This window comes from Blastocatellia bacterium (genome assembly GCA_025054955.1).
GTDB lineage: Bacteria > Acidobacteriota > Blastocatellia > HR10 > J050 > JANWZE01.
Genome location: JANWZE010000025.1, coordinates 26,146 through 41,851, shown reverse-complemented (window position 1 = coordinate 41,851; position 15,706 = coordinate 26,146). Strand labels below are relative to the sequence as shown.

The window sequence follows — 15,706 nt, the reverse complement described above, 5'->3', positions numbered from 1 at the left end:
CTGTACTGAAGGTCTTTGGAGGTAGGACGCAATGAAAGCTGGGGATGACCATCGGCGACCCTCCTGTGGATGGTTGATCCCCAGCTTGGATCGTTTTCAAGGAGTTCCGTTATGCAACGAGAGCCACTGAGTCTGCGCTATATTTTGACCGTCCTGTTTGCGCGCCGAAAAGTCATCCTGTTGATCACGTTACTGGTCTTGGTCATTTCTGTCGTTGGTTCCCTCTTCATTCCGCCTACCTATGAATCAACTAGTAAGATTTTGCTACGCCGCGGGCGGTCTGAACCAGTAGTCTCATCCGAAGTGGAAACCACGCGGGAATATGTCTCGGCGGAAGTCGGCGAAGTCGAGATGAATTCAGAGATCGAGTTGTTAACCAGCCGTCCCATTCTGGCCAAGGTCGTCGAGCAAACCGGCTTGGCCAAGCAATCCAACTCAGGTGGCGGCCTGCTCAGTCGCTGGTTTGACAGCTCTTATCGAAAAATTCACGATCAGCCCGATAAGGCTGCAGTGGATCGAGCCATACTGAACCTGAAGAAAAATCTGCAAGTTATCCCGATCAAAAAATCGAACGTGGTGCAGGTCAGCTATCGCGCTCGTGACCCGGAACTGGCCGCCAATGTGTTGAACACGCTGTCGCAGGCATACATTGATCGGCATTTGCAACTTCGTCAGGTAAGCAATGCGACGGCGTTTTATGAAGAGCAGACAGAGGCGCTGCGCAAGAAGCTGCAGGAAATTGAAGACCAGTTGAAACGGTTTGAATCCGGTCACGGGCTGGCCACAGCCGAAACGCAAGAACACCTGGCATTACAGAAGCAGGCCGAATTTCAGGCGCAACTAAACGAAGCCAAAGTTGGATTAAAAGCAGCCGAAGAGCAGGCCGCACTGTTAGAACAGTTTTTGGCCACTCAGCCTGAACGGATAACCACTGAAACACGAACAAAATATCAAGAAGGACTTGACACATTACGTGAAAAATTGGGAGAATTGCAACTGCGCCGGACCGAACTGCGGCAAAAGTACCAGCCAGACAGTCGGGTGGTCAAGCAAGTGGAAGAGCAAGTGGCGACTGTGACAGAGTACCTTGACCAACTAGAGAAGAAACCGGCTCAGGAAGTGGCGCAGGGCCTAAACGAGCTGCACATGGCGCTCAAAAGTGATCTGATGCGTGCCCGCGCTGAAGCCTCCATGCAACGAGAACGCATCAAGGCGCTCTCCAGTGTGCTGGGAAGTTATAGCGCCGGCGTGCGCAACATTCGTGAAAACAGCTATGAGCAGCGCAACTTGCGTCGAATGCGGGATGTGGTCGAGCAGACCTACTTAGCTTATGTGAAAAAGACCGAAGAATCGCGCTTGAGCCAGGCGCTGGATCAGCACCGGATCGTCAACGTCAACATTGCTGAGCCGGCGACCCCCAACTATCAGCCGGTCAGTCCCAATGTCATGTTGAATGCCATTTTGGGGTTGGCTGTCGGCCTCTTTTTCAGCATCGCCACCGCTTTTGGCCTGGAATACTTCGAGCATCCCGTGCGAACCGAAGAGATCATCGAGCGACAGCTTTCACTCAATGTGTTGGCCGCGCTCCCTGAAGAGGAGGGTGTAGGAGGATACGCTGATGTACACTGAGCATTTTGGATTCCGTGAAGACCCGTTTGGCGTAAGCCCCGACCCGCGATTTCTGTATTTGGGCCCCGGCCATCAAGAAGCGTTTGCCGCATTGATGTACGGCGTGAAAATGCGTCGAGGCTTTATCTGTCTGACCGGCGAACCTGGCACGGGCAAGACGACGTTGCTCTATGCGTTGTTGGAGCAATTAGAAAATTCTGTCCGAACCGTCTTCCTGCCCGGCACAGACCTGACGTTCAAGCAACGATTGCAATTCATTCTTGAATCGTTGGGCAGCAAACCGCAGGGCGGCACTGTGTTGAGCTTGACCCGACAGCTTCAGGATCTACTGGCTGATCAGTGGCGCTCCGGTAACAATGTTGTGCTGATTTTCGACGAAGCGCAGAATCTTTCCATCCGCGAGATGGAAGATATTCGCCTGTTGACCAATTTTGAGGTTCCGCAGGCGAAGCTGCTGCAAGTGATGTTGGTTGGTCAACCGCAGTTGAAATCCAAGCTGGGATTGTCAGAACTGGCTCAGTTGAAACAACGCATCACCGTCAATGTCAATTTGCGGCCACTGACCATGTCTGAGACAAGCGAGTACATCGAGCATCGGTTGCGGTGCACTGAATGGAATAAGCCGTTGCACTCGCTCATGAGCCGGCCTGTGCTGGCCGCTATTTACGAAGCCTCGCACGGGATTCCTCGATTGATTAACGCTGTCTGTCATAATGCGCTGCTGGTGGCGTATGCGGAGAATAAGTACCGCATCGAGCTGCCGATGGTCAAAGAAGCTGCTCAGGAGTTAGACCTGTTTGAATCAGTGCCGCTGATTGATCCTGTTGCTGCCTCGAAGGCGACTGACCCGGAAATGCAGCAATGGTTGGTGGCCATGTCTGCCGAAGCTGACGATCAGATGTCGTCCGAAGCCGACGCGCAGACAGTGGCTGCGCAGGTGACAAGGCAGCAGGCGGAACTGGTATCAGAAGCCGCACATTCGGGCGCCGCCTCAGCTCAGTCATCACCAATGATTGCGCCGCCCCCGGTGGTAACGCCGAGCGTCGCGCCGTCGGTCGCGTTGGCTGACGTCAGTCACGAATCGTGGTCGCAGCCGACACAACCTGAACCGGCAGATGGCGTCGCTCCACTGGCAACGGTTCCAGCTCAGGCCGCCACGCTCACCCCTGAAGTTGCAGTTGAAACGGCGCCGGTTTCTACACAGGCAGCAGTCGTTAGTTTGAGTGATTCAACAGCGTCGGCGCCGGTCGTATCGGTTGAGCCGGATCAGACATCAGAGCTTAGAAAGGATTTTGCTTCAGAGGCAGCGCCAGCGGTGACCGGGTCTGATGGGAAAACTTCCGATGAGTCCGACAACCAAGCGCCTTCAGCGGCTACCGCGCCGGCAAGCAAGGTTGGTGATGTAGCAGAATCATCCGAGAGCGGCTCCAATGTAACGCCGTTCAAACCAAAAGCCGCTGGCCGATTTCGTCCCGCCTATGGTCGTGTGCCTGGCGTGCCTGCGCCGTTGGTGGGCGCAGAGGCAGAGCGTCGCCCAGCGTTCGTTGGGTTGTCTGCTCCGGCGCGAGCGGTAGAGCCTGCGCTGGATATGCCGCCGGCGCCCGCGCCTGATACCGTGCCGGCTGTCACTCATGATAAGACCAACTCGTCCCCGGTTGAGCGTCCGTTGAACGTTCGGCTGGCGAACGAATATCCAAGCTCGCTGTCACGGCCACGATGGCAGCAAAGTCAACCGGTCGGGCTTTCGATGGATCAATTGTTGGATGAATTGGAAACATTCATTCAGGCGCGGGCAGGACGACCAACCACGGCGCATCAGGATGAACAACTATTGGCAGGCGTGCGCAGCGCGGCATTAGGAAAACTCATGGATGAGTCTGACGCGATGAGATCATTCTGGTCTGAGCCTACAGAAGCAGAGTTTGACAGGAACGTCCAGCCGTCTACTGACTCAGAACCGATTCCGCGTGTCAAACATGACTTTGCCATAGGAGCGACGCCTCAGACGTGGGATCACTCCTGGACGCGACCTGAACCGGTCCGTGTGCCGCTGTCGCGGATCGAAGTGCCGCAACATTGGTCTCGGCCACAATTGTTCGCTGCTGCGTTGTTTTTAGCCTTGTTTGCTCTGTGCGTAGGTTTGGTGGGCGGGTTTGTGATCACCAAATTCTATGGTGGTCAGATCACGGCATGGATGACTCATGGAGTCAGCCGCTGGCCGGTAAAGATGACAGCGGGGCAATTGGCCACGATGCCCGGCAAAACGGAAATCTCCACCTCGCCGCTGATGATCCCCACTGGGCCGCTGGCGCCGGCATCGGTCTCATCCGCACTGCCCGGCGGCGAGGCCAACCCGGCTGAAGCAACGCCTCACATGGTCATTGTCGGTCCAGGCGAGACATTACTGAGCATTATGCGCCGCGAGTATGGCGCTGTCACGCCGCGATTGGTCAACCGCGTGCGCGCCGCAAATCCTCACGTCTACAATTGGGACGAGCTGCCAAGCGGAACAGCGTTACTCTTGCCACCGCTGCCGGAAGCCGATGATGTTGAGCATCGCTCAAGCCAGTAGAGTCATCGCTGATGTCCAACTGCCTGCAATGATGTGACGGTTGGATTGCGACACTTATAAGAGGATGGAAGTCGGCAGTCAGAGAGGAACTGATCTGCGCTTAACCACCCATCATTGAGAGGGTCATGAGCAAATACGCCCGAGTCTTAGAACGCATTAGTGGCTCTGTTTCACGTTCGGCCGATCATGAGGCTAAGCGTGCGCAGCCTGGCGTGAGTGAGCCGGCGGTAACGGACACGGCGACGTCCGTTCCGTCCGGCATTCTGCCCCACACGGGGACGCGACGGCAAGAATTGGAGCGCCTGCGAGGGGCTGTGTTGTTGGCCAATCAAATGCAAGGAGTGCAAATCATCTTGCTGTGTGGCGCGCACGATGATGATGGCGCTGCGGCTGTTTCGGCTGAGCTGGCGTTGATACTAGCGGAATTGGAGCACACGCCGGTTGCCCTGGTGGACGTTTATCAAGGCGGCCCGGACATCACTTCGCATCTGAAGTCGGCGCTGCCGGGGCGGCCCTTGAAGGAAGTCTTTTCCCTGACTAACCAACTAACAGTGCAGCAAACTCGCGTTACTAATTTCTATTTGATTGGCGACGAGCAAGCAAGCATGCCTTTGATGTCGTTGATTCATCCGGCTGATGTATTGCGACGGATGCGCGAACGATTCAAGTATGTCATCGTCCATGCCGGCCCTGTATTGACCCATCCCGATACAGTCTTGCTGGCGACGAAAGTGGATGGTGTGATTATGATCGCTCAGGCCGATAAATCGCGGCTGGAGGAGCTGAGCGCCGCCAAGACCGAGTTTGAGCGCGTTCATGCTCACATCATGGGCGTGGTCTTAAGTCAGCGCAAACAACATCTGCCCAAAGCGCTGGCTGAGCGTGTTTAGTTGTTACTTGTCCTTGTCTGGTTCGTTCTTTTATCTGCATTCCCCTGTCATGGTTCGTTGGTGGTCATAGACTCTCACGCAGGTCAATAGCCGTTGTCCATGACATCCATCACGAGTGCATGAGGCAACAAGTGGAGACTTCTTATGTGTGGAATCGCTGGCATGTTTCATTTCAACGCCGATGAAGCGGTCAATCCTGAACTGCTGGCCGGGATGGTTGCGATGATCCGTCATCGTGGTCCTGATGAAGCTGGCATTTGGATGGATGAAAAAGTCGGTCTGGGCAGCGCGCGGTTGAGCATCATTGATCTAGAGACGGGGCAGCAGCCGATTCACAATGAAGACAAGAGCGTCTGGGTCGTGTTCAACGGCGAAATCTTCAACTACAAAGAGCTTCGCCGACGACTGCTGGCGCAAGGGCATCGGTTTTACACGCAGGCTGATACAGAGGTCATTGTTCACTTGTACGAGCAGGAAGGCGATGCTTTCCTGGAGCATCTGAACGGGCAGTTTGCCATCGCCTTGTGGGACACCGTGCGGCAACGACTCTTGCTGGCGCGCGATCGCATGGGGATTCGTCCGTTATTTTATGTTGAAGCCGAAGGTCGCTTGCGGTTCGCCTCAGAAGTCAAGTCGCTGTTTCTGGACGAGACGATCAAACGTCAAATCAATCTGCACGCCCTGGATCAAATTTTCACCTATTGGGTCACGCTGCCGCCGGAGACGATCTTCGCTGGCGTATCGCAATTGCCGCCGGGGCATTATCTGATTGCCGACCGTCATGGTGTCACCACGCGTCCCTACTGGCATCTGCGATTCCCGGTGGAGGGCGAAGCTCCGGCTCGCACAGAAGCTGAGTGCATCGAGCAACTGCGTGAGCTGGTGATTGACTCAACGCGGTTACAACTTCAAGCCGATGTGCCTGTGGGCGTCTACCTGAGCGGCGGCATTGATTCATCGGTGGTGGCCAGCGTGGTCAAGCACTACAGTGACAATCCGCTGACTACGTTCTCGGTTCGCTTCACCAACGATTTTTACGACGAAAGTCCCTATCAACGGCTCATGGTGGATTATCTGGGCGCCAATCATCAGGCAGTGGATTGTTCCAGCGAGGATATTGGGCGGGTCTTCCCTCAAGTGATTTGGCATACGGAAACGCCGGTGCTGCGCACCGCGCCGGCCCCACTGTTTTTGCTCTCCCGACTCGTGCGCGACAGTGGTGTGAAAGTGGTCTTGAGCGGCGAGGGCGGCGATGAAGCGTTCCTAGGGTACGATCTATTTAAGGAGACGAAGCTGCGGCGATATTGGGCGCAGCACCCGAACACGCGCCGTACCGTGCTCTTCCAGCGGCTCTATCCATATTTGACGCTGGCTCAGGTGCAATCGCCTGAGTACCTCAAAGCGTTTTTTGGCGCTGGCATGATGGACGTAGACGAGCCGCACTATTCGCATATTCCGACGTGGTCCAACACGGCCAAGACGAAGAAATTTTTCGCCGATGAAGTGAAGGCCGCGTTGAACGGGTATGATGCCATTGCTGCCTTCAAGGCGACGTTGCCGGCGGATTTTCATCGGTGGCACTACTTGTCTCGAGCGCAATACATTGACATGAAGATGTTGTTGGCCGGTTACCTGTTGGCTTCGCAAGGTGACCGTCAGGCCATGGCTCATTCGGTTGAAGGGCGGTTCCCGTTCCTCGATCATCGAGTGATCGAATTAGCCGCGGCGATGCCGCCAACGGTGAAATTGCAAGCGATGCGCGAAAAGAGCGTGTTGAAAAAAGCGTTCGCTGATATTGTGCCGCTCAGCATCCGTGAGCGCCCCAAGCAAGCGTATCGCGCGCCGAATATCGAGAGCTTCTTTGCCAACGGTCAGCCGCTGGATTACGTAGCCGATGTATTGAGCCCCAGCCGGTTGAAAGAGGCGGGCTGCTTCAATCCGGCGTTTGTGCAAAAGCTGGTGCAGAAGTTTCAACAGAAAGGCAAGGTGATGGGCGAGGTGGACAATATGGCGATGGTGGGCATCCTCTCACTGCAGCTCGTTTATCATCACTTCATCGCCTCGCGTCCGCGCCTGTCAAGTCGGCCATCCACGTGCCAGAACATCAAGACGTGGGATTTCCGTCAGTCCGCAGCGGCAGAACGACAAGTTCAGGAATTTTCTTTCATCGCCGGCGATTGATCACCGGTTCGATCATGACTCAATCAAGAGGAAAGTTGCTTATGAAGAGCACTCGACAAATCATTCGACAATTCATTTGTGATAATTTCATTGTCAGTGATGATGACTTCACCGATACCGATTCCATGCTGGATAAACAGATCATTGATTCCACAGGAATTTTGGAATTAGTGGCCTTTTTGGAAGAGGAATTTGGGATTCACATCGCCGACGAAGAGATGGTGCCAGAAAACTTGGATACCGTTAGTCGTATCTGCGCGTTTCTAGCTTGCAAATGTCCTGATCGTGTGGATCAACTGGATGTAGTAACTATCGGCTAGCCGCCAACGGCGCAGGCACAGCGCTGGGCAGTGGTACGATTCAGCGTTCATCCCCGCGCGAACTTCCCTCCTACGAACACACTCACGCCACTTCACCGACAGAGAGGGAGTTTTATGAAACGATGCCAAAATTGTATCTTGCCTGAGACGTTTCCCGGTATTCGCTTCAATGAAGCAGGCGTGTGCAACTATTGCCAAGCCTATAAGGGGAACGATTACATGGAAGGGCGCAGGGCAGAGATTCGCGCCGAATTCGAGAGGCTCGCGCAATCGTTTCGCGGTCGCGGCAGTTACGATTGTTTGGTGGCGTACAGTGGCGGCAAAGACAGCACTTATTTGCTGCACATGCTTCGCCGTGAGTATGCCATGCGCGTGTTGGCGCTGACGATGGATAACGGATTCCTCTCACCGCAAGCTGAAATCAATATGCAGCGCGTGACCAAGGCGCTGGGCATTGATTGGGTCGTGGTGCGTCCGCGCTCAGAGATGCTCGAAGCGATCTTCAAGCGTTCGTTGCAAGGGCCGTTGTTTGCCTCCAAGAGCGCGCAACGTGGCAGTTTTATCTGCATGTCGTGTATCGGGCTGATCAAGTTTCTCTCGTTGCGGTATGCCATTGAACTGAACATCCCGTTCCTCGCTTTTGGCTGGTCGCCGGGGCAGTTGGGGTACCGAGCGGCGTTGATGAAAAATACGCCGGCCATGATTCGTTCAATGCAGCGAGCCACGTATGAACCGTTGTATAACGTGGCCGGCGAAGAGGTCCGACCGTTCTTTCTTGAAGAGAGACATTTTCAGGCTGCCGACTCGTTTCCTTATTCGGTCGCGCCGCTGGTCTTCACCGATTACAATGAGCAAGAAATTCTGCCGACGATTGAACGGCTCGGTTGGGAGCGTCCGACCGATACCGATGCCAATTCGAGCAATTGCTTGCTCAACGCATTAGCCAATCAAGCGCACAAACAGCGATTCAATTATCACCCTTACGATTTTGAACTGGCGCAGCTCGTGCGCGAGGGGCGCTTGTCGCGTGACGAAGCGCTGGCCCGTATCATGGCTGAGGAAAACGCTGTTATTGTTCGTCGCGTCGCCGAGCAGTTGCATCTGCCATAGTGGTTTATTGATTTTGGTTGAATCGGTCGTTGGGTCTCACCAAGATGGCGCTCGCTCATGCGCCAATGAAGATGGGTAGTCAGACTGTATGGGATTTGCAATTCGCGCGATGCAGCCGGCTGATCTTGATGCCGTGAGCCGGCTGATGGTCAGAGTTTTTCCTCAGAGTCATTCGCCAGCTCAATGGGCAAAGATCATGGAGTGGATGTATTTCTCACCGAGCCTTGCGGATGGACGACCGCGAGCGTTGGTGATTGCCGACGCGCATTCAATTGTCGGGCATATAGGCTGCACTGTTTCGCCATTCACGGATGGGCGCCGTTATCTTCGGGTGGTGAATCCAGCCAATTGGGTTGTTGATCCTGACTGCAAAGCTGGGTTATTGGCGGTGCGGCTGATACTGGAGATCGGCGCGGCGGGCGACCTCGTGATGGTCATCGGCGGCGGTGAGCAGACCCAGCGCATCATCCCCAAGCTTGGCTACAAGGAATGGTTTCGGGTGGAGCGGTATATCAAGGTGTTGAAGCCGTGGCGATTGCTGGGCAGCGCGCCGACAGGCCGTGCAATGGCGCACAATGCTGTCAAGCTCGGCCTATATTGGACAGGGCGCGTGCAGGCGATGGCGCGTAATCGGCACGGACGCTCTACGCCTGTTTATCAATGGCGTGAGATGGATGAGCCGAAGGCGCCTGAGCCAATAGAGTCGTCAACCACCGTGATGCGAAATGCCCTCGATCCGCAGTTCTTGGCGTGGTTCAAGCAGTGCCCTGAAGGCAGCGTGCATGTGCTCGGTTTGTATGATGGACAACAGTTGATTGGGCACGTATCGGTGCTGATCATGGCGCGCGGTTCGCGGCGTTGGGCCAATCTGCTGGGAGCTGAGACGTGGATTGAGGCACCATCCGTTTGGAGCAGCTTGCTCAATGCGACGGAAGAATTCTTGCAAGGCCAGCAAGTGACCCATATCAACGCCGTAGGCTGTTACGCGCCGTGGTGTGAGGCGTTGCGACGTCATGGTTATACACGACTGAAAAGCAATCCGGTTCGTCTGCGCAGCAAGCCAGGCCAATTGAAGGATGTGGCCGCCTGGCATGTGACGGCGATTGAAGGAGACTTGGGGTATTTGATGGAGTAATTTGATGGAGTCGGCGGCCAGGCAACGCGAGCCTGGGACTTTAATGCGTCTCTGATTTGAAATCTTCGGTAGCAAAAACGTATGGCGACTCGTTCAGCAGCAAAGGTCCGTGTGCTCAATTCCCACTCGGCACTCAGCGAGCAGATGAGCATGTTACGCCACTGGCTCCTGCCCACCATAATGGCCATTGGCATCGGCATTCTGGTGTTGATGATTGGCGGGTTGCCAATGAAGTGGGGATTGCTGGTGATTGTGGGACTGCTGCTGCCAGCCGCGTTGCTGTTTGTCTCTGACCGGCGGCGACTCCTGGAAATCGGATTGATGTTGAGTTTTGGCCTGACGCTGGATGTGCATCTGGGTAATGATCCGACGCATGAAGTTGATCCAGCCGGCGTGCCGGTCTCATTGACGGGCTTGCTTGTCTGTGGGTTGGTTGGGTGGTGGGTTGCGAGTCGTATGGAGGATCAACGGTCTCCGGTGCACTGGGGTGGGTTGGGCTGGCTGATTGGAGGGCTGTGGGCCACGTCCATCTGGTCGGTGATTGGTTCATCTGAGCCGCGGTTTGGCGTCTATGCGCTGATCAACATGGCCTACTTCACGCTGATGTACGCCTATCTGGTCAATAACATCACCTCGCGCGAGCATCTGCGGCTCCTGGTAAACTGCCTGATGATTGCAGTGGTGACCACGAGCATCGTGGCATTGATGCAAGCCGTGTTTGGTCGGCCCGATGAGCTGATGGCGTTGGGCATGGTGGACAAAGATAAACGGCTGGCCATCGAAGATACCGACGTGATGCGCGTTGGTGGATTGATGGGCAGCGCCAATGGATTGGCGACTGTGTTAGTGCAGATGCTGCCATTGCTGTTGGCGTATCTGTTGAGCCCTCCCGCCGGGTATCCGACGTGGCTGATGGCGTCGGGATTTGGTATCGGTCTGGTCGCGCTGGTCGTGACCTATTCGCGGGGCGGCTGGCTCGCTTTTGCCGTCACCCTTGTGGTGATGATTCCAATCATGAGTTTGTCGCGCATCAATATCTTGACACGGAAGACGCTCAAGCAAATCGTTCTGGCCGCCTGCTTGATGGCGCTGCTGGCCGCGCCGTTTTACGGGAACATCGTGGCGCGATTGACAGCAGATGATCGCGGCTCGGCTTATAGTCGGATCATCATGGCCCAGGTCGCTTGGCGGATGATTCGCGACAACCCGGTGTTTGGCGTCGGGCTGGGCAACTACGAGAATGTGATGGATCGGTATGACAGCGGTCCCCAATATGCGCATAAAGATTTTCGTTGGCCGGTGCACAACATCTATCTGAATATCGCTGCGGAAGGCGGGCTCCTGGGCGGCCTCTGTTTTCTGCTGACCTGCATGATGGCTCTGTGGATCGGCTGGCAAGCGACGCGCGTTGAAGACGCCTTTCTGCGCGCCACGGCCGTAGGCTTGCTGGTGGGGTTGATAGGATTTTTGTTAGTGGGCATGAAAGAGCTTGGTCCGCTCGGCTCCGGTATGTATCGCTGGTTTTGGTTGGCTGTCGGATTGCTGGCGGCAATTCGTCGGCTACAACCGGCGGCGACGGCGACGAGTTGTGCGCCGGCAGTTGAGAGCGGTCGGTCGCCAGCAATCCATCAAAGCTGGTTGAGCCAGCGCGCGCGGCTGACTCGCTATAGTTGGCGCGGCCTTCAACGATGAGTGTTCAACGGACTTGCTGATGAGTCGCATGGTGAAAACGCAAACCCATCGCGCGTGGCTCATGGCCGCTGATAAGCTCGAGCGGCTGCGGGGCATTGGGCTACCAGTGATCGTCGCCGTTGGCGTTGGGACAGGCGTGTTGATGGTGGGCGGATTGCCGACGCGGATCGGTTTATTGATCCTTGGCGGATTGTTGTTGCCGGCGGCTGCGCTGTTGATGCCCTCGCCGCGCCGATTCCTGGAAATCGGTTTGATGCTCAGCTTTGGCGTCAACATGGACGTCCATCTGTGGAGCCAACCGCACATCGTTGATCCGATGGGCATCCCCGTTTCGCTCACGGGCTTGTGCACAGTGCTGTTGATCGGTTGGTGGTTCATCGAAGGCATCGGCACATACCAATCGCGAGGACGACTCTTTGGAGGACTAGGCTGGCCGATCCTCGGCTTGTGGGCGATGTCGCTGTGCTCACTGTTTGTGTCAACAGCGCCGCGCTTCGGCCTGTTTGCGTTGATCAATTTGGCCTATTTCACCGCGTTGTTTGTGTATCTGGCCAATGCGATCACCACGCGGGAGCATCTGCGTTCAGTGATCACGTGGTTATTGATTGCTGTTGGTTTGACCAGTGTTGCGGCCATTGCCGAGTACTCATTGGATCGAACCGGCGTGTTATCCATGCTTGGGTTGCTGGCCGAGGAAGATACCATGACGCTGGTCAGCACGGCCGAGGTCAAGCGCGCCGGCGGATTGATCGGCGCTGCCAATGGATTGGCGTCCGTGTTGGCACAACTGCTCCCGCTGATGCTGACGTTGTTCCTGACACCCGTAAGCGGCTTGCGCAAAGCGCCGTTGGCGCTTGGATTGGCTCTGGGCGTGCTGGCTCTGATTGCCACCTATTCGCGAGGCGGCTGGTTAGCGTTTGCCGTCGTCGTTCCAATGGCTATCGGGCTGATGAGCACAGGGCATGTCAGTGACGCGCAAAAAGCGTCGTTGAAAAAAGCCGTGCTCTTGCTGCTTATGCTGGCTGCGTTGGCCGCTCCGCTGTATGGCAACATCTATACGCGATTGACCGAAGATGATCTTGGCTCAGCGCAAAGCCGTTGGCCGATGATGCGCGTGGCCTGGCGGATGATTCAAGACAACCCGTTGTTTGGCGTGGGCCTGAGCAATTACGAAGAAGCGATGTTCCGTTATGATCAAGGCTCTGATCGCATTCATCAATTTTTCCCCTGGCCGGTGCACAACATCTACCTGAATATCACCGCTGAAATCGGGATCATTGGTGGGCTCTGTTTTTTGCTGGTGTGCGGCTTGAGTTTGTGGCAAGGCGTCCGCGCCATGCGCGCGCCAGACCCGTTTTTGCGAGCCACGGCCATCGGCTTGATGACGGGCTTGATCGCTTACTTGCTCATCGGATTGAAAGAACTCGGCCCGCTCGGTTCATCGCGCTACCGTCACTTTTGGCTGGCCGTTGGGCTGTTGGTGGCCACGCGAAAGATTGCTGAAACGCTTGCCCAGAAGCAACAGAGCGTCACGTTCGATCGCCTGACTGCGCAACAGATGAATCGAGCCGCAACAATGGCGGCGGCTGCCGCGATGCCGCCGCCGGTGGCCTCATCAAGGAGTTCCAATCTGAAGCATCAAGTCAGAAACGGCAAGCAGGAGGTATCTGCTCGTGGCCGTGATGAATGAACTCGGCGTGGAAGTTTGTTTGACCTGATCGTCGCAGCCGAACGGCTGGCTCGCGCATGTCATGAGCGACTGGCGCGATCGGTCGGGTGCTTGACGCAAGCATGGAAGTCGCTGTGTTGGACGATTGAATACTGGTCACAAAACTGATGGTCGCCGGACGCACGCTCAATCCAGCGACGATGTTCAAGGCTGGCGACCGATTTGATAATCAAACTGAGCACTCGTGATGATGTCAGTTATTTTGAAGAACACCGGATTCATGATGTGGTCAGGGGCGATGAGCATGATCAACAGCCTGCTGGTGTGGGCGATTGTGGCCCGCTATCTGGGGCCGGCGGCGCTTGGACAGTTCACGCTGATCATGGCCATCTATCTGGTGTTTTTCAATGTGTGTTCGCTTGGCCTTGGCCCATTGATTGTTCGAGAAGTGGCCAGTCGGCGGGGAGCAACCGGCGAGTTCCTCGGCAGCATGACCTCGGTGTTGAGTGTGGGTGGGTTGACCTGTGGCGGCATCATGGTGGGCGTCGGCTGGGTGGTGAGCCAGGACACGCTTGTGGTTCAATCGCTGATGGTATTGAGCCTTTCGGTGTTTGCCACGGCGTTGATCGTCGGTTGTGAATCGTGGTTGATGGCTCATGAGCGCGCCTCGATGATTGCCGCTGTCAATACGAGCGAGAACCTGTTGAAAGCGGTTGTGCCGTGGTTGTTGATTCATCTGGGATTCGGCCTACTGGCCGTCTCAGCGACGCTTGCGTTGTTGCGTGTGGGCGCATTGATTGTCTACGTGATGGCTCTGCGCCGTTCAGCGGTTTTGCTGGCGTCACCTAGCCGTCGTTGCATGCAAGAAATACTGAGGCAGACGCCAGCATTTTTATTCATCAATTTGTTGGCCGGTTTGCACTGGCAGTTAGGCACGTTGTTGCTCGACCGCCATCATGAGGCGACGGATGTGGCCATGTATGGCGTGGCCAGCCGATTGCTCGTGCCCTGGACGTTGATCTGCGTCAGCTATGCTGCGTCCATCAATCCGACAATGTGCCGGCTGGCGTCTCTGTCGTTGGCCGAGCTGGGTCGGTTTAGCCGCAGCAGTATGAGCAATCTGTTGGCATTATTACTGCCGTTGGCAGCGGGAACCTACCTGATGAGCGAGCAGGTGATTGGGCTGCTCTTTGGAGCGGGCTATGAGTCGGCGGCAGCGCCGCTGCGCGTGTTAATCTGGTCGCTCATCCCGCTGGGCATGGTCACGGTGCTGGCGCGCAGCCTGATGGCGACCAACAAGCAGCACGTTGACGCATGGGGCAATGCGCTGGCGGTGGCGGTCAATGTCGCGTTGAATCTGGTTTTGATTCCCAAATTCGGCGCCACGGGTGTGGCCATGGCGCAACTCATCTCGATTACGGCGCTGTGTCTGCTCGAATTTGCTTACGTTTCAGCGACGTTGTATCAGGTGTCGTTACTGCGGCTCTCAGGGCGATTGCTGGTGGCGACGGCTGTCATGGTGGTGATAGTTTATGGCTTGCGCGAGCAAACGATCTGGATGATTGTGCCGTTGAGCGTCGTGTGTTATGCCGCATGTCTCATGGCGCTGGGCTGGCGACCGGCGCTTGGCGACACAAGCGAGCGCGAGCTGAAATCGGAGGTGGCATCGTGAACGGCGCGCAAACAATTGGATTGAGCCGCATCGCTCCTCAGTCATTGACGAGGCTCATTCTTGATCGCGTCGTCAAGCAAACGCTGACGGTGTTGCTGACGACCACAGCCGCGCTCGTGCTGTGTCATGTGATGGCTGCGCTTGTTAACAATATCTATCCTAGCGACGCAACAGCCGTTTTGCGGGACTTCTTCGGGCTGGAACGAGAAGGCAGCGTGACGACGTGGTTTTCCAGTCTCCAATTGGCGTTGATCGGGTTGACATGTGGTGGTCTGTTTATCAGTGAACGGCTGCGAAGCGTGTCGGTCGCGCACGCCGTGGGTTGGTTGGCGTTAGCCGTCGTGTTTCTGTTTTTATCGCTTGACGAAGCTGCTCAAGTGCATGAGCGTTTTGATCAGGTGTTGAGCATGTATTCACGGCAGCTCGGTGTGGCGACGGTCACGGCCATCACGACCGATCACGTGTTCATCCAGGATGTGGGGCTGGCCGCGTATAGCTACATGTTGGTGTATGTACCGGTCTTTGTTGGGGTGCTATATCTGAGCCGACGATTCATCGCCGGACGCGGAGCAAGCCGCGCCACGCAAGCGTTGTGGGTAGCCGGCTTCCTGGGCTTTGCGGTGAAGCTCGGAATGGAGCCGTTTGAAGCCTGGTTGTGGCAGACGGTGTGGCTCGGCCACAACGTCATGGTTGAAGTCGTCATCATCCAGATGGCTGCGTTGTTAGTGGGTGAAGCGTTGATCTTGACCGCTGTGTTAGGTCATCTAGTCGGACAGGTTCGTCCGTCCGTTGGTTTATCTCACGTCGCCTGAGAGGGGTTAAAGGGGGGCGTGTGC

The 15,706-nt window shown here is 56.0% G+C and carries 11 protein-coding genes; all 11 read left to right on the top strand.

The genetic code is table 11. From position 1 onward, the window contains the following. Positions 1-111: 111 nt before the first annotated feature. The 11 genes from NZ823_02380 to NZ823_02330 all read left to right on the top strand — a co-directional run bounded on the left by NZ823_02380 (position 112) and on the right by NZ823_02330 (position 15,682). Positions 112-1,629 (top strand): GumC family protein, encoded by a 1,518-nt coding sequence (locus NZ823_02380; protein ID MCS6803974.1) that lies wholly within the window; start codon positions 112-114, stop codon positions 1,627-1,629. Continuing rightward, positions 1,619-4,201: an AAA family ATPase gene (locus NZ823_02375; GenBank protein ID MCS6803973.1), complete on the top strand. Its 2,583-nt coding sequence runs from the start codon at positions 1,619-1,621 to the stop codon at positions 4,199-4,201. Before NZ823_02380 ends, NZ823_02375 begins: the two co-directional genes overlap by 11 nt. Before the next feature lie 125 nt (positions 4,202-4,326). Further along, on the top strand, positions 4,327-5,091 hold the full coding sequence (locus NZ823_02370) for a hypothetical protein (GenBank protein ID MCS6803972.1): 765 nt from the start codon (positions 4,327-4,329) through the stop codon (positions 5,089-5,091). Between the two features lie 144 nt (positions 5,092-5,235). Next, a complete protein-coding gene (gene asnB, locus NZ823_02365; GenBank protein ID MCS6803971.1) occupies positions 5,236-7,272 on the top strand; it encodes an asparagine synthase (glutamine-hydrolyzing) in 2,037 nt (678 codons plus the stop codon). 41 nt (positions 7,273-7,313) lie between these two features. Further along, complete coding sequence (locus NZ823_02360) at positions 7,314-7,592, top strand: acyl carrier protein (protein ID MCS6803970.1); 279 nt, start codon at positions 7,314-7,316, stop codon at positions 7,590-7,592. A gap of 114 nt (positions 7,593-7,706) precedes the next feature. Then, positions 7,707-8,702: a hypothetical protein gene (locus tag NZ823_02355; protein MCS6803969.1), complete on the top strand. Its 996-nt coding sequence runs from the start codon at positions 7,707-7,709 to the stop codon at positions 8,700-8,702. A gap of 88 nt (positions 8,703-8,790) precedes the next feature. Beyond that, positions 8,791-9,837 (top strand): hypothetical protein, encoded by a 1,047-nt coding sequence (locus tag NZ823_02350; GenBank protein ID MCS6803968.1) that lies wholly within the window; start codon positions 8,791-8,793, stop codon positions 9,835-9,837. Positions 9,838-9,918: 81 nt separating this feature from the next. Further along, on the top strand, positions 9,919-11,529 hold the full coding sequence (locus NZ823_02345) for an O-antigen ligase family protein (GenBank protein ID MCS6803967.1): 1,611 nt from the start codon (positions 9,919-9,921) through the stop codon (positions 11,527-11,529). Between the two features lie 28 nt (positions 11,530-11,557). Further along, positions 11,558-13,219 (top strand): O-antigen ligase family protein, encoded by a 1,662-nt coding sequence (locus NZ823_02340; protein ID MCS6803966.1) that lies wholly within the window; start codon positions 11,558-11,560, stop codon positions 13,217-13,219. A gap of 226 nt (positions 13,220-13,445) precedes the next feature. Continuing rightward, entirely contained in the window at positions 13,446-14,870 is a 1,425-nt protein-coding gene (locus tag NZ823_02335) for a flippase (GenBank protein MCS6803965.1), read from the top strand. Further along, positions 14,867-15,682 (top strand): hypothetical protein, encoded by an 816-nt coding sequence (locus tag NZ823_02330; protein MCS6803964.1) that lies wholly within the window; start codon positions 14,867-14,869, stop codon positions 15,680-15,682. The genes NZ823_02335 and NZ823_02330 overlap by 4 nt, the downstream gene beginning before the upstream one ends. The last annotated feature ends 24 nt before the right edge of the window (positions 15,683-15,706 follow it).